Consider the following 21,049-nt stretch of genomic DNA (forward strand, 5'->3'; position numbering starts at 1 on the left):
CTTCTTGCCGACGCCTTCCGCGACACGTCATGTGCCGTCCGCCGGAGCGTCGCGCGAAGCATGCTTCGCGAGCCGCACTATGCGGATTGAAGCGGGCCGCGGCAACCGGTTAACAGAGTTTTACGCCCTTCAATCTGTGGACACGTTGCGAGGCGGCAACAATTCAGTGTTCCGTGAAAATAGAAAGGGCGGCCGAAGCCGCCCAGAAAACGATCTAGGAACCCAAAAGTCTCAGAACACGAATTCCGGCGCTTTCTCAAAGCCCGCGAGCGTCCTGACCGATGTGTTGAATCCGAAGCGCTCCGACACCGCGCCGCTTTCACGCACGAAGATGCGCGCGCTCGATGAAAGCCCCTCGCCGATCACAGCCACCAGACGGCCGCCTTCCTTGAGCTGGTCGAACAACGCCTGCGGCAATTCCTCGACCGCGCCATTGACGAAAATCGCGTCATACGGCCCCTTGGAGGGACAGCCGGCGGAAAGCTTGCCGGTGACAAGCGTGACATTCTCGACGCCGTCGAGCGCGCTCTTGGCGAACTCGGCCACAACGACCGATTCTTCCACCGTCGTCACGATCGCGCCGATATGCGCCATCAACGCCGCCGAATAGCCGCTCGCGCCGCCGATTTCGAGGACGCGTTCGCCGGCGCGCAGATCGAGAAGCTGCAGCATCTTGGCGAGCGGCGACGGTTCCATCACATAGCGGCCATCGCCGACATTGAGATCGGTGTCGATATAGGAGAGCGCCTTGAGATGTTCCGGTGTGAATTTTTCGCGCGGAACCGCAAGGAACGCCGCGAGCACCGAGCGGGACGTCACGTCCGTCGTGCGAATCTGATTGTCGACCATTTTGGCGCGCTGCGCTGCGTAATCCATTGTCTCAGGCCCCATCGTAAAGCTTTAAGAACCGCTTGCCTGCGAGCGGTATTAGTCCGCCTGCGTCGCGCTTTCAAGCGGGCGCGCGCCGCAACGCAAAAAAGAACGGGAAGAACAAAAGAAAAAGCCGATCGCGCTGGGCGATCGGCTCTCACGCGGCCAATGCCGCCAATATGGCTCCTCGGGCCGGATTCGAACCGGCGACCTGTCGATTAACAGTCGAATGCTCTACCGCTGAGCTACCAAGGATCAACGCGATCATCTTATACAGCTTCCACTCTGCTGATGCAAAGTTGGCTCCCCGGGCCGGATTCGAACCGGCGACCTGTCGATTAACAGTCGAATGCTCTACCGCTGAGCTACCAGGGAATAACTGCGTGTTCCGCGTCGTTGGGCGGCGTAATACAAACGCTTTTCCGTTTTGCCAAGCGATTTTTTCGAATTTCCCTATTTTTCGCAAGGACAAGTCATCAAACCACTGAGGAACTCGACGCCGTCGCCCGGCCATTGTGACGGCGGCAAAATCTCCCCCATCTTTTTCCAAATCCGTCTTGCAGAGCGCAGACCTTCCTGTTAGAAGCCCGCCAACCGCCGGGATGGTGAAACAAACGTCCCTGACACATGCGCGTCCGCCCTCAAAATCGGTCGTCGCATCACGAGAGGCCTCGTGGCGGAGTGGTGACGCAGAGGACTGCAAATCCTTGTACCCCGGTTCAATTCCGGGCGAGGCCTCCAAAATCTTCTAGATTTGATCGTTGTTTTTGCTGCGCAAATACCGAGCGGCATCGTCAGGCAACGCCTCCGCAGCCGACAGCACCACCGCGACGTCCTTGCCGCCGCAACGACTGCATACCAGTCGCGGCGCAAGATCGGGCGGCAGCGCGCTTTGCGCTTCGCCAAGTTTTTCGATCATGGCCGAAAGGTCGAGAGGCGCGCTCCAATGACATCCGTCATTGTTGCAATAGGCATGCAGATGCAGGCCCGCATCGCGCAGCGCGCCGAGTGTCCTGTGTCTGACGGCGATCAGTTTTTCGCGCATGTCGCCTCCTTGTCGAAACATGGCGCTTCAACGGAAAAAAGGAAAGACGCCCTGTTGCGAGGCGATATCTTGCCGACCGTTTTGCTTATATTAACATTCACTTGCGAAAGTGATCTTGTCGTCGGAATCACGGGCCGACGGGAGGTTTCCGTTGAAAAGCCGCTTCACTTTGCATCTGGGCCAGATCGAATTCGGAATTCGTCGCGTGAATTCCGCATCCGCGCCGAAATTTCTCGCCACGACGCAGGCGCTTCTCGGCGAAATGGGTCAACAGAGCGAACAGACGCCTGAATTGATCGATGACATCGCAGCCGTCGATCAGGCGCTGCGCATGCTCGCCGAATATGCCGCCGCCTTTCGGACCGAGACCAAAGAGCCGAGCTATCTCACCCAAGCCCGTCGCAAGGCGCTCGAAGATCTCGAGCATTTGCGCAAACGGCTCATCGCTTCCGCGGCCTGAGTTCCCTCACGCACATTTTGGAACGCTCGTCGCGCCGAGGCGTCGGGTCGGCGAAGGAGACCAGTCATGAGAACCGATGACGAACCCGCGGCTTGCGCCGCGCGCCGACAGTCCCGACCATAATAAGAAGCGAATGGCCCTCGGCAAGGGACTCCTCGTAATCTTCCTGGCCTTCGCGGCGATGATGTTCGCTCTCTACGCCACGATTCTCATCTGGACAGGAATTGCGGCGGCATAACAGCCGATCATGGGGGTTGGCGAAGGACCATTGGTGAATCGTCTTCGCCACGGAACAATTACCGGCGGTCGAGCCTTATGTCGAAAGATAAACTTCGAAGAGGTGCACATCATGGCTCGTTTCTCAATGTCAGCCGCTGCTATCGGAATTGGCGCTATCATGACCGTAACCAGCATTATGCCCGCCAGCGCACAGCCCATGCCGCTTCCCCGTCCGCAGGCGGAAGCGGGCGCGGAGGTGGTTCAGGTTCGCGAACAGGGACGCCGCATCATCCGCCAGCGTCACAACAGCTGGCGCGGCCATCGCGGCTACCGCCATCACCGTCACGGCTATCGCCGTCATTCCGATGGGTTCTGGTATCCCCTCGCCGCTTTTTCGGCCGGTGCGATCATCGGCGGAGCCATCGCCGGGCCGACGGTGCGCGTGCGCACGGGAAATCCCCATCGCCGTTGGTGCCGCAATCATTACCAGTCCTATCGCGCTTACGATAACACGTTCCAACCCTATAGCGGTCCGCGTCGTCAGTGCATCTCGCCTTATGGCGGCTGATCCATACCCTGCGAGGGGCCGAGACGATCGGCCCCTTTTTCGTTCCACTGTTCGTCCTTCTCATTGATCCTCCAACGAAAACCACGCGTAGATTGTCGCTGAGGCAACAGGGATGCGACGACGTGACAGATAAGAATTCGGACCAGCGCCCATCGATCGTCTGGTTTCGCCGCGATCTGCGGCTCAACGACAATCTGGCGCTGAACGCTGCGTTGGAAGCCGGTGGACCGGTTGTCTGCGTCTATATCCGCAATCCAGAAGACACGCATGCCGGCGCGCATGGCGCGGCGCAAGCCTGGTGGCTACATCATTCCCTGGAAAAGTTGCGCGCGGCCGTGAAAGACAGAGGAAACAACGTTCTGCTCCTCACGGGCCCCACGCAAACTGTTCTGGACAGACTCATTGACGAGACCGGCGCCAGGGCCGTGTTCTGGAACCGTCGTTATGATCACGCATCGCGCGACATCGACGCAGCCATCAAGAAACATCTGAAAGCCCGAGGTCTCGACGCCAGAAGCTTTGGTGGGTTCCTGCTGCATGACCCGATGGCGGTGATGACCGGACAGGGGAAGCGGTTTTCCGTCTATTCTCCGTTCTGGCGGGCATTCGACGCGCATTATGCGCCGCCGGACGCCATTCCCGCATCCGACCGCATTCCTGCTTGCGCCGGCGCGCCGGAAAGCGAAGATCTTTCGGCCTGGAGCCTTTTGCCCACAAAACCGGATTGGGCCGGCGGCTTCCGCGACGCCTGGACGCCGGGCGAGGCCGGGGCAGAGGCCGCGCTTGAGACGTTTCTCGACCAGGCCATCAAAGGCTACAAGAAGAACCGCGACATTCCGGGGCAAAGGACCACCTCGCGATTGTCTCCCCATCTCGCCTTCGGCGAAATCTCTCCCCACCGGGTCTGGCGCGCCACAGAGACGCTGACCGACGCCATTCCGGCCGAGGACGTCATTCACTTTCGCAAGGAGCTCGCCTGGCGGGAATTTTCCTGGCATCTCCTGTTTCACGTTCCGGACCTGCCGAGCCGGAATCTCAATCGAAAATTCGACGCCTTTCCCTGGGCTGAAAATCCCGAGGGGCTAAAGTCGTGGACGCGCGGCATGACGGGCTATCCGATCGTCGACGCCGGCATGCGCGAACTCTGGAGCACCGGCTGGATGCACAATCGCGTCCGCATGGTCACCGCCTCCTTCCTCATCAAGGACCTGTTGATACACTGGACCGAAGGCGAAGCCTGGTTCCGCGACACGCTCGTCGATGTCGATCTCGCCAGCAACGCCGCAAGCTGGCAATGGGTGGCGGGTTGCGGGGCGGACGCTGCGCCTTACTTCCGGATTTTCAATCCGGTCAAGCAGGGCGAAACTTTCGACCCCGACGGCGCGTATGTGCGCCGTTATTGCCCGGAACTGGCCCGCCTGCCCGACCGTTACATCCACAAGCCATGGGAAGCGCCGCGCGAGGTACTGTCGCAGGCGGGCGTCAGGCTCGGCGAAACCTATCCGAAGCCGATCGTGGATCACGATCGGGCGCGCAAGGCGGCGCTGGCGGCCTATGGGGAGATCTCCGGCTCGAACGCCGGGGACGAAGCCTGAGAAGCGGATGTTTAGGCTCGACAAATGCCGAAATATTTGCGGAACTGAAAATGCGGGACAGGGATGAAAAGGGGACAGGATGAACATGGCGCAGCATAGCGAAATCACCCAGGGGACGGCGGCCGCCGAGCCGCTCACATCCGCCAATCTCTCCCAATTCAACAAGGGCCTGCCGCTGACCGTGCAAATGATTTTCAAGGGCCTCGTCAATATCGACGTCGGCTCGCTCACGCTTCGCACGCCGGAAGGACGGCTCGTCCATATTGCGGGCCATAAACCGGGGCCGAACGCGGTGATCGCGCTTCAGAACTGGAACCTCTTCACCCGCTCCATCACCGGCGGCGCCATAGCAGCCGCCGAATCCTATATCGACGGCGACTGGGACAGCGACGATATCGGCCAGTTCCTCGAACTGTTCCTGGTCAACCAGCATGTCGGCGGCCGTTTCGCCAACGGCGCGCGCGGCCTGCTGCGCATCATCGAGCGCTTCCGCCACTGGATGAACGCCAACACCAAGACCGGCTCCAAGCGCAATATTTCGGCGCATTACGATCTCGGCAACGAGTTCTACAAGGCATGGCTCGACCCGACCATGACCTATTCATCGGCGCTCTATTCCACCGGCGCGAATGATCTGCCCTCCGCCCAACGCGCCAAATATCGCGCGCTTGCCGAAGCCACCGGCATTCAGCCCGGCGATCGCGTGCTGGAGATCGGCTGCGGCTGGGGCGGCTTTGCGGAATTCGCCGCAAGCGAGATCGGCTGCAAGGTCACCGGTCTGACGATTTCCCGCGAGCAGCTGAAATTCGCCACCGAGCGCATGCAGCGTCAGGGACTGTCGGATAAGGTCGATTTGAAATTCCAGGATTACCGCGACGAAACCGGCATCTACGACAAGATCGTCTCGATCGAAATGTTCGAGGCGGTCGGCGAGCGCTACTGGCCCGTCTATTTCGGCAAATTGCGCGAATGTCTGAAGCCGGGCGGCCGCGCCGGTCTGCAGGTCATCACCATCGACGAAAAAGCCTATGCGGATTACAAGGCCAATCCCGATTTCATCCAGAAATACATTTTCCCGGGCGGCATGCTGCCGACCCCTCGCCATCTCGCCGAACATGGCGCGAAAGCCGGCCTGTCGCTGGTCAGCAGCTTCGGCTTCGGCCATGATTACGCCCGCACTCTGGCCGAATGGCGGGTGAAATTCTGGGAGACCTGGGAGCGGTTGCAGCCGCTCGGCTTCGATCAGCGCTTCAAGCGTCTTTGGGAGTTCTATTTCTTCTATTGCGAAGCCGGCTTCCGCTCGCGCAATATCGACGTGCGCCAGGTGGTCTATGCCTGATAGGTTGAAATCCTATTCCGCCCTCATGGCCGTCCCAGGCAACTAAATTCCTTGCGCAACACGGGTCCGGCGTGAAAAACACCGGGTCTTGTAACCAAGAATAAAACAGGCGGACAGGATCATGGCTGCGCAGCAAACCGTTCTCGATCTCATCGGCAATACGCCGCTCATCAAGCTCAAGCGCGCCAGCGAGGAAACCGGCTGCACCATTCTCGGCAAGGCCGAGTTTCTCAATCCCGGCCAGTCGGTGAAGGATCGCGCCGCGCTCTACATCATCCGCGACGCCGAGCGCAAAGGCCTGTTGCAGCCCGGCGGCGTGATCGTCGAAGGCACCGCCGGCAACACGGGCATCGGCCTGACCATGGTCGCCAAGGCGCTCGGCTATCGCACCGTCATCGTCATTCCCGAGACGCAGAGCCAGGAAAAGAAGGATGCGCTGAGGCTGCTGGGCGCCGAACTCGTGGAAGTGCCGGCCGTCCCTTACAAGAATGCCAACAATTACGTGAGGCTCTCGGGCCGGCTGGCGGAGCATCTGGCCAAGACCGAGCCGAACGGCGCGATCTGGGCCAACCAGTTCGACAATGTCGTCAACCGCCAGGCGCATATCGAGACCACCGCGCCGGAAATCTGGACGCAGACCGACGGCAAAGTCGACGGCTTTATCTGCGCGGTTGGTTCGGGCGGCACGCTCGCAGGCGTGGCGGCGGGCCTGAAGGGCTTCAACAAGGACATCAAGATCGGCCTCGCCGATCCCGAAGGCGCTGCGCTCTATAATTTCTACGCCCATGGCCAGCTGGCGTCGCAGGGCAGCTCGATCACCGAGGGAATCGGCCAGGGCCGCATCACCGCCAATCTCGAAGACTTCACGCCGGATTTCCAGTATCAGATCCCCGACGCGGAAGCCCTGCCGATCGTCTTCGATCTGGTGGAAAATGAAGGCCTTTGCCTCGGCGGCTCCTCGGGCATCAATATCGCCGGCGCCATCCGCCTTGCAAAAGACTTAGGCCCGGGCCATACAATCGTGACCATCCTTTGCGATTACGGCAACCGGTACCAGTCCAAGCTCTTCAATCCCGCCTTCCTGTCCGAAAAGGGCTTGCCCCTTCCGACCTGGCTCACGAAGACTTCGGGCATCCGGCCGCCCTTCGAACCTGTAGAGTGACTGAACCATGCCCGTGACCCCTCTCTTCCGCGACGATTTCTATCTTTCGACGGCGGAGGGAGTGGTCACCGCAGTGCATGACGACGGGTCGATCGAACTCGACCAGACCTGTTTCTACGCCACGTCGGGCGGCCAGCCCGGCGACACCGGCTTCCTCGAACGCGCCGACGGCAGCCGCATCGAACTCGGCGTCACAGTCAACGGCGCCGACAAGAGCATCATCCTGCACAAGCCGCTCGACGGCCAGCCACGCCCGGAGATCGGCGAAAAGCTCGTCCTCCATGTCGACTGGGCGCGCCGCTACAAGCTGATGCGCATGCACACCGCCTGCCACATCCTCTCTGTCGTCTGCCAATATCCCATCACCGGCGCCGCCGTCGGCGAAGACGAGAGCCGCGTCGATTTCGACATGAGCGAGACGATCGACAAGGACGACGTGACGGCGAAGATGATGGAGATCGTCGCCGCCAATCATCCCATCTACCTGCAATGGATCACGGATGAGGAGCTGGCGGCCAATCCCGGCATCGTCAAATCCAAGAATGTCCGGCCGCCCATCGGGCTCGGCCGCGTCAGCCTGGTCTGCATCGGCGAAAACGCCGCGATCGACAGCCAGCCCTGCGGCGGCACGCATGTGTCGGAAACCCAGGAAGTCGGTGAGATCCACATCGCCAAGATCGAGAAAAAGGGCAAGGAAAACCGGCGCTTCCGCATCAAATTCGGCAAGCCCGAGGCCTGAGCCAATATTTCCCAAGGGAGGAAGAAGATGAGCGCCGACAAGAGTCCCTTCGTGGTGACATCCGACTGGGTCGAGAAGAATCTCGGCGCGCCCGCGTTCCGCATCGTCGACGCCTCCTGGTATCTGCCGGCGCAGAATCGCATCGGCGCCGAGGACTATGCGGCGGGCCACATTCCGGGCGCGGTGTTTTTCGATCAGGACGCCATCGCCGATCATTCGACAGGCCTGCCCCACACCGTGCCCTCGCCTGCGCAGTTCGCCGACGCCGTCGGCAAGATGGGCATATCGGTGACTGACGAAATCGTCGTCTATGATGGTCCCGGCTTTTTCTCCGCCCCACGCGTCTGGTGGCTGTTCCGGCTGATGGGCGCGGACAAGGTCTATGTGCTCGACGGCGGGCTGGATGGCTGGAAGGCCGAGGGGCGGCCGCTCGAAACCGATCTGCCGGAACCCGCGCCAGCCGTCTTCACCGTCAATTATCAGGGCCGGATGATCACCTCGCTCGAGTCCATGCGTGGCATCGTCGACGTCGGCCATCGCCAGATCGCCGACGCCCGCAGCCCGGGCCGATTCGCCGCGATTGATCCAGAACCGCGGGCGGGCCTGCGCGGCGGCCATATGCCGGGCGCCAAGAACCTGCCGGCCGGCGTCTTCGCCGAAGGCGGACGCTTCAAGAGCCTCGCTGCGCTGCGCGCCGAATTCGACAAGGCCGGCATCGATCTTGCGCGCCCGGTCACCACCAGCTGCGGCTCGGGCGTGACGGCGGCGGTTATTTCGCTGGCGCTTGCCTCGGTCGGGCATACCGATCACACGCTTTACGACGGCTCCTGGTCGGAATGGGGATCTCTGTCCGACACGCCCGTCGTTAGTGGCAAGGATTGAAACATGGCGACAGGCCCGAAAAAACCCCGCGCTCTGAAGGCGCATATCACCCGGCTCGAAATGACAACGCCGCCGCGCCAGAGCCTGCCGCTGCCGGTCAACCTGCACACGGCGCTGATGCGCACGCCGAACATTCCCCTGCCCTTCTACCGCTTCCTCTACAGCCAGGTCGGCCGCCGCTGGAACTGGGTCGATCGCTTGCGGATGCCGGACGACAAGCTCGCCAAGATCCTTCACGACAAGCGCACCCACATCACCGTTCTCTATGCCAACGGCGCGCCCGCCGGCTTCTACGAACTGTTCCACGAATCGGAAGATGTGGTCGAGCTCTGTCATTTCGGCCTGATCGAACACGCGCTCGGCCTCGGCGTGGGTAAATGGTTCCTGCTGCAGGCGCTCCACGCCGCCTGGGGCCTGGAGCCGAAAAAGCTCACCGTCACCACCAACAATCTCGATCATCCCCGCGCATTGCAGCTCTACCAGATGTTCGGCTTCAACCCGGTTTCGACAGCCGATGCGCTGGTGCGTCCGCTGAGCGACGAGGAATGGGCGGAGCTGGCCAAGCGGTGACCAAACCAAAAGCTCGGTTGCCTGAGGACAGCCGAACTGCAGCGTTGCCTATCATTTGTTTTCGGGTGGCTTGTCGCCGTTCTGGCGACAAATATGCCGCGTCACCAACAAGGACGCTTTCATGCATACACCTGTTCTTTTCTCAGCTATGCCCACCGAGGATGCTACTGCCATTTGGGCGGGTGGTTTGGACGGCTATGGAATGCCGCCTGAGACCATAGTCTCCACTGGCGCCGGTCACCCCTGCCGCCATTGCCTCAACAATATAGACGAAGGCGAACTTCTCCAGGTTTTCGCCTATCGGCCGTTTCGCGAGTTGCAGCCCTATGCGGAAACAGGCCCGATATTCCTGCACAAACAGCCTTGCGCCCGCTATCAGGCGACGGAAATCCTGCCACCTGTGCTGGAGGCTAGCCGCGATTTCATTGTGCGCGGTTACGGCGCCGACGAACGGATCGTTTATGGCACGGGCGCTGTAACGCTAAAGGAAGACATCGTCGCTTACGCTGAATCCCTGTTCGCGCGCCCGGATATTGCCTATGTCCATGTGCGCTCGGCGCGCAACAATTGCTTCCAGTGCCGCATCGATCGTAAATGAAATATTTGGCGGTCAACCAAAACTGGTAAGGCCGCCAAACGCAAAACGCCGGCCCGAAATCTCGGGCCGGCGTTCTGTTTCCCCGCGTTTTTCTATGCGGCTTACGCCGCGAGTGCGGATTCGGGAGCATGCAGCTCATAGCCGAGGGCTTCGGCGACGGCGGCATTGGTGATCTTGCCCTTGTGAACGTTGAGGCCGTTGCGCAGATGCTTGTCGGCGAGAATGGCGGCGACGCCCTTGTCGGCGAGCGCCAGGCCATGGCCGATCGTGGCGTTGTTCAGCGCATGCGCAGACGTCACCGGCACCGCGCCCGGCATGTTGGCGACGCAGTAATGGATGATGCCGTCGACTTCATAGGTCGGATCGGAATGGGTGGTGGCGTGCGAGGTCTCGAAGCAGCCGCCCTGGTCGATGGCGACGTCGACGATCACGGCGCCCTTCTTCATGCCGCCGAGCATCTTGCGGGTGACGAGCTTCGGAGCCGCAGCGCCCGGGATCAGCACCGCGCCGATCACCAGATCGGCCTGGAAGACTTCGCTTTCCAGCGCGTCGATCGAGGAGAAGCGGGTGTGGACATGGCCGTTGAAGATATCGTCGAGCTGGCGCAGGCGCGGCAGCGAGCGGTCGAGAATGGTCACATCGGCGCCGAGGCCGACCGCCATGCGGGCGGCATGCAGACCGACGACGCCGCCGCCGATCACCACGACCTTGCCCGGCAACACGCCCGGCACGCCGCCGAGCAGCACGCCGCGGCCGCCATTGGCCTTCTGCAGCGAGAAAGCGCCGGCCTGGATCGACAGGCGACCCGCCACTTCCGACATCGGCGCGAGCAACGGCAGGCCGCCGCGCTCGTCGGTGACGGTTTCATAGGCCACAGCGGTGACGCCGGAGGCGATCAGGCCCTTGGTCTGTTCCGGATCCGGAGCCAGGTGCAGATAGGTATAGAGGATCTGGCCTTCGCGCAGCTGCACCCATTCCGACGGCTGCGGCTCCTTCACCTTCACGATCATGTCGGAATTGGCGAAGACGTCAGCGGCCGTGGCGGCGATCTTGGCTCCGGCGGCGACGTAATCCGCATCGCTTGCGCCGATGCCGGCGCCGGCATTGGTTTCCACCAGCACGCTATGGCCATGCGCGACATATTCGCGGACCGAAGCCGGCGTGAGGCCGACGCGATATTCGTGATTCTTGATTTCCTTGGGGCAGCCGACGCGCATGTGTAGTTCCCTTATTGTCGCTTGAAGCGTGGAGCGGTTGTCGAATGCACAATATTTGACAGGATCACGCCGGAAATGTCCTTGCAAATTGGCCCGCCGGCAATCAAATCTGTCGAAGAACATTTCGTGAAATACACCGCTATTCGAAGGAATCGCCGATGGAGAAACTCGACAGCACCGATCTTTCGATTTTGCGGGTATTGCAGCGCAATGGACGAATCTCCAACGCCGAACTCGCCGACCGCGTGGGGCTCTCGCCGTCGGCCTGCTCGCGGCGTCTCGACATCCTTGAAAAATCAGGCGTGATCAGCGGCTATTACGCCCAGGTGTCGCACAAGGCGCTGGACTACAAGATGATGGTGATCGTCCACATCTCGCTGTCGGGCCAGTTCGCCAAGACGCTGAGCGAATTCGAGGCGGCGGTGAAGCTCTGCCCGAATGTGCTGGTCTGTTATCTGATGTCGGGGGAGTACGACTATATCCTGCGCGTCGCCTGCAAGGATCTCGAAGACTACGAGCGCGTCCACCGCGACTGGCTGTCTGCGCTGCCGCATGTGGTGAAGATCAATTCGAGCTTTGCGCTCAGGGAGATTATCGATCGGCCGAATGTGGGGATATGATTGGGCGTTGAGCCCGGGGTTACCCCCCCCTGTCCTGCCGGACATCTCCCCCTCAAGGGGGGAGATTGATCCGCGGCGATGTCCCGCGAACATCAAACGTAGAGCTTGCGGCAGGCTCAAGAATTACTCAGGGCGGAGAGCCCGCTTCCTGCCAATCTCCCCCCTTGAGGGGGAGATGCCCGGCAGGGCAGAGGGGGGTAACCACACCCTCCGCCCAGTTCGAACTCAGTTCGCCCGACGCCAGCTATACCCGCCTTCTTTGTCCGCCGGCCTTGCCGTCGGCTGATAGTGATTGCGGATGCCCGGCAACCGCCCTTCCGACAGCCGCTGGATCGCCGTCGCATTGGTCACCGCAAAGCTCGTGACGCCACAGCGCAGCATCAGCGGCAAGGGATCGATCAGCACGTCGCCCACCGCCCGGATCTCGCCCTCATAGCCCAGCCGGCGCAACAGCGAGGCATGGCTGAAGCCGCGACCGTCGCTATAGGCCGGGAAGGACACGGCGATCAGCGCGATTTTGTCAAAGTGGTCGGCGAGCGCCTTCACATTGTCGGCCGGCGCGACCAGCACGCCGAGGCCGGTCTCGCCGGATTCGGCTTTTTCCAGAAAGTCCGCCAGCGGCAGGATCGGCTTTTCATTCGAGCCGGCCTTGGTCTCCTCAGTCTCGATCACCCAGGGATCGTCGCTGACAAAGCCGTTTTCGTTCCAGATCTTGGTCATAAAACTCTCCTCAGGCGGCTTCGGCGGCGTTGCCATAGAGCGCGGCCTTGAAGGGCTGCGGCCCGACGCGGCGATAGGCGTCGATGAAGGTCTCTTCCTTGGACAGGCGCAGGCCGAGATAGGTGTTGACCACCACCTCGATCGCATCCGTCACCTTCTCAGGCTCAAAACCGCGGCCGATGATTTCGCCGATCGAGGTGTTCTCGTCAGCCGAGCCGCCCAGCGTGATCTGGTAGAGTTCCGCGCCCTTCTTCTCGACGCCCAGCAGACCGATATGGCCGACATGGTGATGACCGCAGGCATTGATGCAGCCGGAAATCTTGATCTTGAGTTCGCCGATCTCTGCCTGGCGTTCGGGCGAGCCGAAGCGCGACGAAATCGCCTGCGCCACGGGGATCGAGCGGGCATTGGCAAGCGCGCAATAATCCAGCCCCGGACAGGCGATGATGTCGGTGATCAGATTGCTGTTGGCGGTGGCGAGACCTGCGCCTGAAAGCGCGCGATACAGCGGCTCGAGATCGGCGAGCGCCACATGCGGGAAGATGATGTTCTGCTCATGGCTGATGCGGATCTCGTCGAAGGCGTATTCTTCGGCGAGATCGGCGACCAGATCCATCTGCGCATCGGTGGCGTCGCCCGGAATGCCGCCGATCGGCTTCAGCGAGATCGTCACCATGCCGTAATCGGGGTTCTTGTGCGGCTGGACGTTCTGGTCCACCCAGCGGGCGAAATTGGCGTCCGCCTTCTTCCAGGCGGCGAGATTGGCCCAGCCTTCGGCGCGCGCCGGCAGGTCCGGCAGCTTGAAATAATTCTGTATGGCGAGAACATCGGCTTCCGGCAGCTTCAGCTCGGAATTCTTGAGTTCATTGAACTCCGCCTCGATCTCAGCCGACAGTTTTTCGACGCCGGTCTCATGCACGAGGATCTTGATGCGCGCCTTGTACTTGTTGTCGCGGCGGCCATAGAGATTGTACACGCGCAGAATGGCCGTGGTGTAGGACAAGAGATCCTCTTCCGGCAGGAAGTCGCGGATCTTCTTGGCCACCATCGGGGTGCGCCCCTGGCCGCCGCCGACATAGACGTCAAAGCCGATTTCGCCCTTGTCGTTCTTCCGCATATGCAGACCGATGTCGTGCACCTGGATCGCGGCGCGATCGCGCTCGGCGCCGGTCACGGCGATCTTGAACTTGCGCGGCAGGAACGAGAATTCCGGATGCACCGACGACCACTGGCGAAGGATTTCCGCATAAGGACGCGGATCCACGGCCTCGTCGGCGGCGGCGCCGGCGAAATGGTCGGCGGTCACATTGCGGATGCAGTTGCCTGAGGTCTGGATGGCGTGCATTTCGACGCTCGCGAGATCTGCGAGAATGTCAGGACAATCCTCAAGCTTCGGCCAGTTATACTGGATGTTCTGCCGCGTGGTGAAATGGCCATAGCCGCGGTCATATTTGCGGGCGATATGCGCGAGCATCCGCATCTGCTTGGAATTCAGCGTCCCATAGGGAATGGCCACCCGCAGCATATAGGCGTGCAGCTGCAGATAGACGCCGTTCATCAGGCGCAGCGGCTTGAACGCGTCCTCGGCGAGCTGGCCGGAAAGGCGGCGCTCCACCTGATCGCGGAACTGCGCGACGCGATCGGCCACGAAGGCGTGATCGAATTCATCGTAACGGTACATGCGTGTGTCCCTGGTTCAAAAATGCGGAAATGCCGATCAGGCGGCGTAATCGATGGTCGGACCTTCGGCCCGGATGCGTTCGCGCAGGCGAAGCGGACGAATGGCCCCATCGACTTCTTCGATGTCGATCAGGTTGACGTCGACCACGAGATTGGCCGCGAAAGCCTGCTTGCCGATGGCTTCGAGCCGGGCGGCGGTCTCCTTGTCGCGGGCGATCTCGGCGCGCTCTATGGTCAGGCTCCACTGACCGTCGACATCATACCAGACGACGACGCCGTCGGTCAGGCGGTTGGCGGTCAAAATCTGCAAACTCATCTCATGCTCCCACACGTTCGGCCAGATGCCGCTCTCTGGAAAGGAGCGGCGTCGAATTGTCAAGATTGGCGCCGGCGACCGCCTCGCCGATGATCACCATCACCGGTCCCGTCAGGTCGTCACGGCTATCGAGCGACGGCAGGTCGGCGAGCACGCCATGCATCAGGCGCCGGTCGCGACGGCTGGCGTTTTCGATCACCGCCACCGTCGTCTCGGCCGGAATGCCGGCGACCATCAGCCGCTCAGCCACGGAGGCCGCCACGCTGCGTCCCATATAGACGGCGATCGTCGCGCCGGACACCGCAAGCCGCGCCCAATCGGGCAGCACGTCGCCGGCCAGATCATGGCCAGTGGTGAAGATCAGCGACGAAGCGACGCCGCGCAACGTCAAGGGCAGTTCGAAATCGGCGGCGGCGGCGAAGGCCGAGGTGATGCCGGGCACGATCTCATAGGAGACGCCCGCCTGTCTCAGCGCCGCCATTTCCTCGCCCGCCCGGCCATAGACCAGGGGATCGCCGGATTTCAGCCGGACGACGCGTTTCCCCGCGCGCCCCAACTCAACCAGCAGATCGTTGATCTCGTTCTGGGATTTCGAATGACAGCCCTTGCGCTTGCCCACCGAAATGCGCTCGGCGTCGCGCCGGCCCATATCGACGACGGCCTGCGGCACCAGCGCGTCATAGACCAGAACATCGGCTTCCATCATCACCCGCTGTGCCCGCAGCGTCAGCAGGTCTTCCGCGCCGGGGCCCGCGCCCACCAGCCAAACATGGCCGCCGATGCCGTCGATGCTTTTGAGCAGGCGCTTGGCCTCGCGCTTGGCCTGGCCGACTTCGCCATTCTGCATGGCGTCGGCGACATCGCCGGAGAAGAAACGTTTCCAGAACATTCGCCGGGGCGAGCCCTTCGGCAGCACATGTTCGACCACGCCGCGATAGACCATGGCCAGCCGCGCGAGCTGACCGAGCGACGGCGACAGCATCTGGTCGACCTGCGCCCGGATCATCTGGCCGAGGACCGGCCCCGCGCCTTCCGTACCGATCGCCACGGCCACAGGGGCCCGGTTGACGAGCGCCGGCGTATAGAAATCGCATTGATCGGGCTGGTCGACCGCATTGGCCGGAATCTTTAGCGCCCGGGCCGCCGCCACGATGGCGCGATCCTCGGTGGCGTCGCCGGTCGCGCCGAACACCAGCGTCGCGCCGTCGATCAGCGACGGCTCGAAAGCCTGGGCGACATGACGGACGCCGTTGGCGCGGACGAGATCGACGAGTTCGGCCTCGGGCGCATCGGCAATCAACGTGATCTTCGCGCGCGTATTCAGCAGCAGGCGCATTTTTGCCAGCGCCTCGTCGCCATTGCCGACAACGGCCACATCGCGATCTTCCACGCGGAAGAACGCCGGAAACACCCCGAGCTGATCGTCGCGATCCTTCATCTGCCTGCCTTTCTCAAGAGCCTGCACTATCGTCGGGAAACTGGCAAAAGAAAAGCAAGATGAATCCCGCAAACACCCATCAGCCACATTCTTTTCCTCGCAATTCCAATGGACTGAGCATTTCTGTTCATGCGGTCGAGCCGAGCCGGTTGCAAAGCGGAAAATCAGGCCTATCCTAAGAGGAAAGGATTGGGCCATGGACACACCGAACAAAGAGCCGACCGCCGAGGCGGAAGAAACCTATGACGCCTGGTTCCGCCGTAAGGTGCAGGAGGCGCTCGACATCGCCGACAGCCCTGATGCGGTTTGGATACCGCATGAAGAGGTGGTGCGCCGCGGGGAGATCCGCCGTGAAAAGATCCTGGCGCGGATCGAAAAATCCGCTTCCCGCTGATGCGCGTCATTTGGCTTGAACAGGCCGAATACGAACTTGATTCCCAAATTAATTTTATCGCCCAGCACAACCCCCAAGCGGCAGTCACGCAGGATATCCTGATCCAGCAGGCGACAGAACGGCTTTCAACCTTTCCCATGCTGGGCCGCGCAGGGCGGCTGCGCCACACCCGCGAACTCGTCGTGCCGCAGACGCCCTTCATCGCCATCTACCGGCTGTCGCCGTCCGGCGACGAGATCCACATCCTCCGCCTTCTCCACGCAGCCCAGAAATGGCCGCCGGAATAATCTGTTCGTGAAGCCTTCGAGCAACTTCCCTTTTGCATCTGCGAACCGCTAAAGTTCCTGACAAACCCTCTGGAGCGCTTCATGTTCGGCCACGATCCCACCGCCCTCGCCTCTCGCCTGTTGTCCGTGATGGAAAACGACATCATTCCCCTGACGCGGCGCGGGGTGGAAGCCGGCAACAAGGTGTTCGGCGCGGCGCTGTTGCGCAAGTCGGATCTGTCGCTGGTGCTGGCCGAGACCAACAACGAGACGGAAAATCCGCTCTGGCATGGCGAGGTGCATACGCTGAAGCGCTTCTATGAAATGGCGGAGCGGCCGAACACCAAGGATCTGATCTTCCTCTCCACCCATGAGCCCTGCAGCATGTGCATGTCGGCGATCACCTGGGCGGGCTTCGACAATTTCACCTATTTCTTCAGCTATGAAGACAGCCGCGACGCCTTCGCCATCCCCCATGACCTGAAGATCCTCAAGGAAGTCTTCGGCCTGGAGCCCGGCGGCTATCGCAAGTCCAACGCTTTCTGGACTTGTTATTCTCTGCCTGAGATGGCCGCAGCCGAGGAAAATCCGGATGAAAAAGCCGGCTTCCATGCGCGGATCGACGCGATCAAGGCCAGCTACGCCGAACTCTCCGACATCTATCAGGCCTCCAAGGCCGGCAACGACATTCCGCTGAACTGACATGACCCCGTCCAAGGATATCGCCCGCCTTCTCGAAATCATGGCGGCGCTGCGCACCCCGGTCACCGGCTGCCCCTGGGATCTCGAACAGGATTTCGACAGCATCAAGCCCTACACGCTTGAGGAGGCCTATGAAGTCGCCGACGCCATCGAGCGCAAGGATCTCGACGATCTCCGCGACGAATTGGGCGACCTCCTGTTGCAGGTGGTGTTTCATGCCCGTATGGCCGAAGAACTCGGCGAATTCTCTTTTGGCGACGTGGTGGAGGCGATCACCTCCAAGATGATCCGCCGACACCCGCATGTCTTCGCGGTGTCCGACGCCGACGATCCCGCCAAGGTCAAGAAACAGTGGGATGAGATTAAGGCTGAGGAAAAGCGCGAAAAAGCCGCCCGTCGCGAACGCCGCGGCATCATCGAGGATTTCAAGGCCGGGCTGCTCGGCCAGGTCGACCGCGCCCAGCCGGCGCTTTCGGAAGCCGTGAAGCTGCAGAAACAGGCGGCCAAAGTCGGCTTCGACTGGTCCGACGCCGAGCCCATTCTCGACAAGATCGAGGAGGAAATCGGCGAATTGCGCGAGGCGATCAAGGCGGGCCAACAGAACAAGATCGCCGATGAACTCGGCGATCTGATCTTCGCCGTCGTCAATATCGGCCGCCATGTCGACGCCGATCCGGAGATGGCTTTGCGCGGCACCAACACCAAATTCCGTCGCCGCTTCCGGCATATCGAAACCAGTCTGGAGCAGGCCGGCGAAAGCCTGACGGAGGCGAGTCTCGAGCGGATGGAAGACCTCTGGGTCGAGGCCAAGCGCCAGGAAAAGGCCGGGGACTGATCAGGCGGTGCGCGGCACGCCGTCGACCTGGTTGCGGCCATTGGCCTTGGCGCGATAGAGGCCCTGGTCAGCCGTGTCGATGAGCGCGCGCAAGCTTTCTCCGCCCTCGGGCGCCGATGCAACGCCGATGCTGATGGATACGGCCGCGCCGCCGGCTGACACATGCGCTTCCACGCGCCGCCTCAGCCGCTCCGCCGCCTTCAATGCCGCGTCTTGACCGATCCCCGGCATCAGGATCAGGAATTCCTCCCCGCCGAACCGGAAAAGCAGATCGACGTCGTTTCTCAACCCCGTTTTCAGGGCGTCGGCGATCGCCTTCAGCACCGCATCGCCCTGAAGATGACCGAAGCGGTCGTTGATCTGCTTGAAATGATCGACATCGGCGATCAGCAGCGACAGCGCCGAGGACGTGTCCAGATGGCGCTGGATCAGTCCGGGGCCGATTTCTTCCAGCCGCCCGCGATTCTTGACGCCTGTCAGCGTATCCACGCCGCTCCGCGCCAGCAGCGCGTCATAGCGCTCGCGATAGGTGAGATCTGCGAAGACATCGGCGGGAAACCGTCGCGCGGTGGCGGCGCCGCTTGCGAACCAACGAAAATAGACCGCCGCCAGAACCGCGTAGACGCAGGCGAAGAACACCTTTCCGCCCATGCTTGCCCAGAAGACGGAGAGCGGCGCGTCATAGAGAAATTTAAGCGCGGCATAAAATCCGCATTGATCGAAAGCGAGCGCGAGCACGCTGGCGGCCCATAGCCGCGGGGCGGGCGAACGCCCCATCCAGCGGCCGAGCGATTCATAGAGCAGAATGACGCCGACCGCCTCGACATAGAGCAGCGCCGTGCCCCACACCATCAACACGCCCATCTGGTCGAGAAAATCGTTGTCCGGCATCTCGCCCGGCGTCAGCCCCAGCGCAGGATGCAGCCTCAGCAGGAAAGCGAACATCAGGCAGATCGCATTGCCGCCGAGCAAACCGTAAATCAGCTGGCGAACGGTCGCAGCGTCCTCGCGGATATAGATCATCAGGATCATCACCAGCTTGCCGCTGTAGAACACGATCGAGCCGGGCGACGCCATTCCGAACGGCGTCATCACGTAATACCGCGCCGCCAGATAGGTCTCGAGAAAATGCATGACCCCGAGCACCGTCATCATGACCCCGATGCCCAATCGCGCCCGCCAGTGAAGAAGGCAAACGAGAAGCCCGAAATAAAGACAGGCTTCGAAGATCAGAAGGAGCAGATTCAGGACGTCCATGAAAATGGCCTAACGAATTGGAACAAGTTTCGCCGCAGCGATCCAAAAGAATCAGTCAATAGGCCGTAGTATCAACGCGATGAATAATAATTTGAATATAAAAACAAAAAAATCAGAATTCGTCATCCGGCTGATGCTGGAAAAGCCCAAGATGACGGTCGAGTTCCGCCGCTTGGCTTTCCGACAGCCTGATGTCGAGGCTGACGGTGCCGTCCTCATTGTCTTCACGGCCATCGACGATGGCGTTCTGGTAAAGCCAGGGCAACAGCGACAGCTTGTCGATCGGCAAAACCACCGTGGCCTCGGTCAGAACGCCCGAGAGGCGCTGCGAGATGGTTGCGAGCAGGGCGTCGACGCCCTCGCCCGTGATGGCGGATACGGCGTGAACATTTTCCGTCGCGTTCGACTTGGCCTTCATCGCGTCATGGGTTTCCGGATCGAGCCGGTCGATCTTGTTCCAGACTTCGATGATGCGCTTGTCCTGCTCGCTCTCCTCAATGCCGAGATCGGTCAGAATCCGCAGCACATCGCTCGCCTGCGCGCCGTTGTCCGGGTCCGACATGTCGCGCACATGCAGGATGAGATCGGCTTCCAGCACTTCCTCGAGCGTGGCGCGGAAGGCGGCGACGAGATGGGTCGGCAGGTCCGAAATGAAACCGACGGTGTCGGACATGATGATCATCCGGCCCTGCGGCAATCGAATGCGGCGCAGCGTCGGATCGAGCGTGGCGAACAGCATATCCTCGGCCAGCACGCCCGCGCCCGTCAGCCGGTTAAACAGGGTGGATTTTCCGGCATTGGTGTAGCCGGCGAGCGCCACGATCGGATGCGGCACTTTCTTGCGCTTGGCGCGGTGCAGCTGGCGCGTCCTGCGCACCTGCTCCAGCTCGCGCTCCAGCTTGACGATCTTGTCCTGCAGGATGCGCCGGTCGGCTTCGATCTGGGTTTCGCCGGGACCGCCGAGAAAGCCCGCGCCGCCGCGCTGGCGTTCAAGGTGGGTCCAGCTGCGCACCAGCCGGCCCTTCTGATAGTTGAGATGGGCGAGTTCGACCTGCAGCGAGCCTTCCTTGGTGGAGGCGCGGCGGCCGAAAATTTCCAGAATGAGCCCGGTGCGGTCGATGACCTTGGCGTTCCATTCCTTTTCGAGATTGCGCTGCTGCACGGGGGTCAGCGGATGATCGACGATCACCAGGCCGGCATTGCCTTCATCGAGCAGCGCGCCGATTTCCTCGATCTTGCCGGTGCCGATCAGCGTCGCGGGCCGCGGCTGCGAGACCGTGACCACGGCTGAGCCGGCGATCGTCAGGTCGATGGCGCGCGCGAGGCCGACCGCCTCTTCCAAACGCCCCTCGCCCGTGCGGACGATCCCGCCGTCGCGCTCTGGGGATTTCAGAACCGGGACCACCACGACGCAACGCATCTGGTCGCGGCGCTTTTCGAGCTCCGGCCCCAGGGATTCGTGATTCACTTCGCGCTCGTTGATGTCGGTCTCTCCGGAAATTCAATCTGAAACGACAAGAAGGAGCGCAGGTTCCAACCCGGCTCCTTGTCGCGGAT

24 protein-coding genes and 3 tRNA genes are annotated in these 21,049 nt (G+C 61.6%); 16 read left to right on the forward strand and 11 right to left on the reverse strand.

All coding sequences use genetic code 11. The features are described from left to right. Nucleotides 1-231: 231 nt before the first annotated feature. The 3 genes from E8Q41_RS13855 to E8Q41_RS13865 all read right to left on the reverse strand — a co-directional run bounded on the left by E8Q41_RS13855 (nucleotide 232) and on the right by E8Q41_RS13865 (nucleotide 1,245). The gene (locus E8Q41_RS13855) at nucleotides 232-876 is read right to left on the reverse strand and encodes a protein-L-isoaspartate O-methyltransferase (RefSeq protein ID WP_137156139.1); all 645 of its coding nucleotides are present in this window, start codon (nucleotides 874-876) and stop codon (nucleotides 232-234) included. 174 nt (nucleotides 877-1,050) lie between these two features. Further along, a tRNA-Asn gene (locus E8Q41_RS13860) sits at nucleotides 1,051-1,125 on the reverse strand. A 45-nt stretch (nucleotides 1,126-1,170) separates the two neighbouring features. Further along, nucleotides 1,171-1,245 (reverse strand) — tRNA-Asn (locus tag E8Q41_RS13865). 292 nt (nucleotides 1,246-1,537) lie between these two features. On the opposite strand from E8Q41_RS13865, the gene E8Q41_RS13870 reads away from it, so the two are divergent. Further along, a tRNA-Cys gene (locus E8Q41_RS13870) sits at nucleotides 1,538-1,611 on the forward strand. A 7-nt stretch (nucleotides 1,612-1,618) separates the two neighbouring features. Here E8Q41_RS13870 and E8Q41_RS13875 read toward each other — a convergent pair. Continuing rightward, nucleotides 1,619-1,915 (reverse strand): hypothetical protein, encoded by a 297-nt coding sequence (locus tag E8Q41_RS13875; RefSeq protein WP_137156140.1) that lies wholly within the window; start codon nucleotides 1,913-1,915, stop codon nucleotides 1,619-1,621. Nucleotides 1,916-2,066: 151 nt separating this feature from the next. Here E8Q41_RS13875 and E8Q41_RS13880 point away from each other — a divergent pair, with 151 nt between their 5' ends. The 10 genes from E8Q41_RS13880 (at nucleotide 2,067) to E8Q41_RS13920 (ending at nucleotide 10,047) form a co-directional block, all read left to right on the forward strand. Beyond that, nucleotides 2,067-2,375 (forward strand): hypothetical protein, encoded by a 309-nt coding sequence (locus tag E8Q41_RS13880; RefSeq protein WP_137156141.1) that lies wholly within the window; start codon nucleotides 2,067-2,069, stop codon nucleotides 2,373-2,375. Between the two features lie 76 nt (nucleotides 2,376-2,451). Then, the gene (locus tag E8Q41_RS25580; RefSeq protein WP_170976480.1) at nucleotides 2,452-2,613 is read left to right on the forward strand and encodes a hypothetical protein; all 162 of its coding nucleotides are present in this window, start codon (nucleotides 2,452-2,454) and stop codon (nucleotides 2,611-2,613) included. Nucleotides 2,614-2,772: 159 nt separating this feature from the next. Next, nucleotides 2,773-3,162 carry a BA14K family protein gene (locus tag E8Q41_RS13885; protein WP_246660184.1) on the forward strand — a complete coding sequence of 130 codons (390 nt, stop codon included), beginning with the start codon at nucleotides 2,773-2,775 and terminating at the stop codon, nucleotides 3,160-3,162. A 122-nt stretch (nucleotides 3,163-3,284) separates the two neighbouring features. Beyond that, entirely contained in the window at nucleotides 3,285-4,757 is a 1,473-nt protein-coding gene (locus E8Q41_RS13890; protein WP_137156143.1) for a deoxyribodipyrimidine photo-lyase, read from the forward strand. A gap of 85 nt (nucleotides 4,758-4,842) precedes the next feature. Beyond that, entirely contained in the window at nucleotides 4,843-6,096 is a 1,254-nt protein-coding gene (locus tag E8Q41_RS13895; protein WP_137156144.1) for a cyclopropane-fatty-acyl-phospholipid synthase family protein, read from the forward strand. Nucleotides 6,097-6,217: 121 nt separating this feature from the next. Beyond that, nucleotides 6,218-7,258 carry a cysteine synthase A gene (locus tag E8Q41_RS13900; RefSeq protein WP_137156145.1) on the forward strand — a complete coding sequence of 347 codons (1,041 nt, stop codon included), beginning with the start codon at nucleotides 6,218-6,220 and terminating at the stop codon, nucleotides 7,256-7,258. A 7-nt stretch (nucleotides 7,259-7,265) separates the two neighbouring features. Then, nucleotides 7,266-7,997: an alanyl-tRNA editing protein gene (locus E8Q41_RS13905; RefSeq protein WP_137156146.1), complete on the forward strand. Its 732-nt coding sequence runs from the start codon at nucleotides 7,266-7,268 to the stop codon at nucleotides 7,995-7,997. Nucleotides 7,998-8,024: 27 nt separating this feature from the next. Continuing rightward, nucleotides 8,025-8,879 carry a 3-mercaptopyruvate sulfurtransferase gene (sseA, locus tag E8Q41_RS13910; protein ID WP_137156147.1) on the forward strand — a complete coding sequence of 285 codons (855 nt, stop codon included), beginning with the start codon at nucleotides 8,025-8,027 and terminating at the stop codon, nucleotides 8,877-8,879. A gap of 3 nt (nucleotides 8,880-8,882) precedes the next feature. Next, nucleotides 8,883-9,449, forward strand: a complete 567-nt coding sequence (locus E8Q41_RS13915; protein ID WP_137156148.1) for a GNAT family N-acetyltransferase — start codon at nucleotides 8,883-8,885, stop codon at nucleotides 9,447-9,449. Between the two features lie 121 nt (nucleotides 9,450-9,570). Then, complete coding sequence (locus E8Q41_RS13920) at nucleotides 9,571-10,047, forward strand: DUF1203 domain-containing protein (protein ID WP_137156149.1); 477 nt, start codon at nucleotides 9,571-9,573, stop codon at nucleotides 10,045-10,047. 101 nt (nucleotides 10,048-10,148) lie between these two features. Here the strand turns inward: E8Q41_RS13920 and ald are convergent, their stop codons facing one another. Beyond that, entirely contained in the window at nucleotides 10,149-11,264 is a 1,116-nt protein-coding gene (gene ald, locus E8Q41_RS13925; protein WP_137156150.1) for an alanine dehydrogenase, read from the reverse strand. Nucleotides 11,265-11,422: 158 nt separating this feature from the next. Between ald and E8Q41_RS13930 the strand changes: the two genes are divergently transcribed. Then, a complete protein-coding gene (locus tag E8Q41_RS13930) occupies nucleotides 11,423-11,884 on the forward strand; it encodes an Lrp/AsnC family transcriptional regulator (protein WP_137156151.1) in 462 nt (153 codons plus the stop codon). Nucleotides 11,885-12,109: 225 nt separating this feature from the next. Here E8Q41_RS13930 and E8Q41_RS13935 read toward each other — a convergent pair whose 3' ends face one another. The 4 genes from E8Q41_RS13935 to cysG are packed head-to-tail and all read right to left on the reverse strand — an operon-like array spanning nucleotide 12,110 to nucleotide 16,038. Continuing rightward, nucleotides 12,110-12,604, reverse strand: a complete 495-nt coding sequence (locus E8Q41_RS13935; protein ID WP_137156152.1) for a DUF934 domain-containing protein — start codon at nucleotides 12,602-12,604, stop codon at nucleotides 12,110-12,112. Nucleotides 12,605-12,614: 10 nt separating this feature from the next. Beyond that, nucleotides 12,615-14,285: a nitrite/sulfite reductase gene (locus E8Q41_RS13940; RefSeq protein WP_137156153.1), complete on the reverse strand. Its 1,671-nt coding sequence runs from the start codon at nucleotides 14,283-14,285 to the stop codon at nucleotides 12,615-12,617. A gap of 36 nt (nucleotides 14,286-14,321) precedes the next feature. Continuing rightward, the gene (locus tag E8Q41_RS13945) at nucleotides 14,322-14,600 is read right to left on the reverse strand and encodes a DUF2849 domain-containing protein (RefSeq protein ID WP_137156154.1); all 279 of its coding nucleotides are present in this window, start codon (nucleotides 14,598-14,600) and stop codon (nucleotides 14,322-14,324) included. A 1-nt stretch (nucleotide 14,601) separates the two neighbouring features. After that, the gene (gene cysG / locus E8Q41_RS13950) at nucleotides 14,602-16,038 is read right to left on the reverse strand and encodes a siroheme synthase CysG (protein ID WP_137156155.1); all 1,437 of its coding nucleotides are present in this window, start codon (nucleotides 16,036-16,038) and stop codon (nucleotides 14,602-14,604) included. A gap of 196 nt (nucleotides 16,039-16,234) precedes the next feature. Between cysG and E8Q41_RS13955 the strand changes: the two genes are divergently transcribed. The 4 genes from E8Q41_RS13955 to mazG all read left to right on the forward strand — a co-directional run bounded on the left by E8Q41_RS13955 (nucleotide 16,235) and on the right by mazG (nucleotide 18,235). After that, entirely contained in the window at nucleotides 16,235-16,432 is a 198-nt protein-coding gene (locus E8Q41_RS13955) for a hypothetical protein (protein ID WP_137156156.1), read from the forward strand. Then, nucleotides 16,432-16,719: a type II toxin-antitoxin system RelE/ParE family toxin gene (locus E8Q41_RS13960; RefSeq protein WP_137156157.1), complete on the forward strand. Its 288-nt coding sequence runs from the start codon at nucleotides 16,432-16,434 to the stop codon at nucleotides 16,717-16,719. The genes E8Q41_RS13955 and E8Q41_RS13960 overlap by 1 nt, the downstream gene beginning before the upstream one ends. Before the next feature lie 81 nt (nucleotides 16,720-16,800). Continuing rightward, nucleotides 16,801-17,400 carry a nucleoside deaminase gene (locus E8Q41_RS13965; RefSeq protein ID WP_137156158.1) on the forward strand — a complete coding sequence of 200 codons (600 nt, stop codon included), beginning with the start codon at nucleotides 16,801-16,803 and terminating at the stop codon, nucleotides 17,398-17,400. Between the two features lies 1 nt (nucleotide 17,401). After that, entirely contained in the window at nucleotides 17,402-18,235 is an 834-nt protein-coding gene (gene mazG, locus E8Q41_RS13970) for a nucleoside triphosphate pyrophosphohydrolase (protein ID WP_137156159.1), read from the forward strand. Here mazG and E8Q41_RS13975 read toward each other — a convergent pair whose 3' ends face one another. Together E8Q41_RS13975 and hflX are read right to left on the reverse strand one after the other, a co-directional pair. Then, entirely contained in the window at nucleotides 18,236-19,492 is a 1,257-nt protein-coding gene (locus tag E8Q41_RS13975) for a GGDEF domain-containing protein (protein WP_137156160.1), read from the reverse strand. Between the two features lie 112 nt (nucleotides 19,493-19,604). Further along, on the reverse strand, nucleotides 19,605-20,912 hold the full coding sequence (gene hflX / locus E8Q41_RS13980) for a GTPase HflX (RefSeq protein WP_137156178.1): 1,308 nt from the start codon (nucleotides 20,910-20,912) through the stop codon (nucleotides 19,605-19,607). Between the last annotated feature and the right edge of the window lie 137 nt (nucleotides 20,913-21,049).

This window comes from Rhizobium sp. FKL33, assembly GCF_005222915.1.
GTDB lineage: Bacteria > Pseudomonadota > Alphaproteobacteria > Rhizobiales > Rhizobiaceae > Rhizobium_E.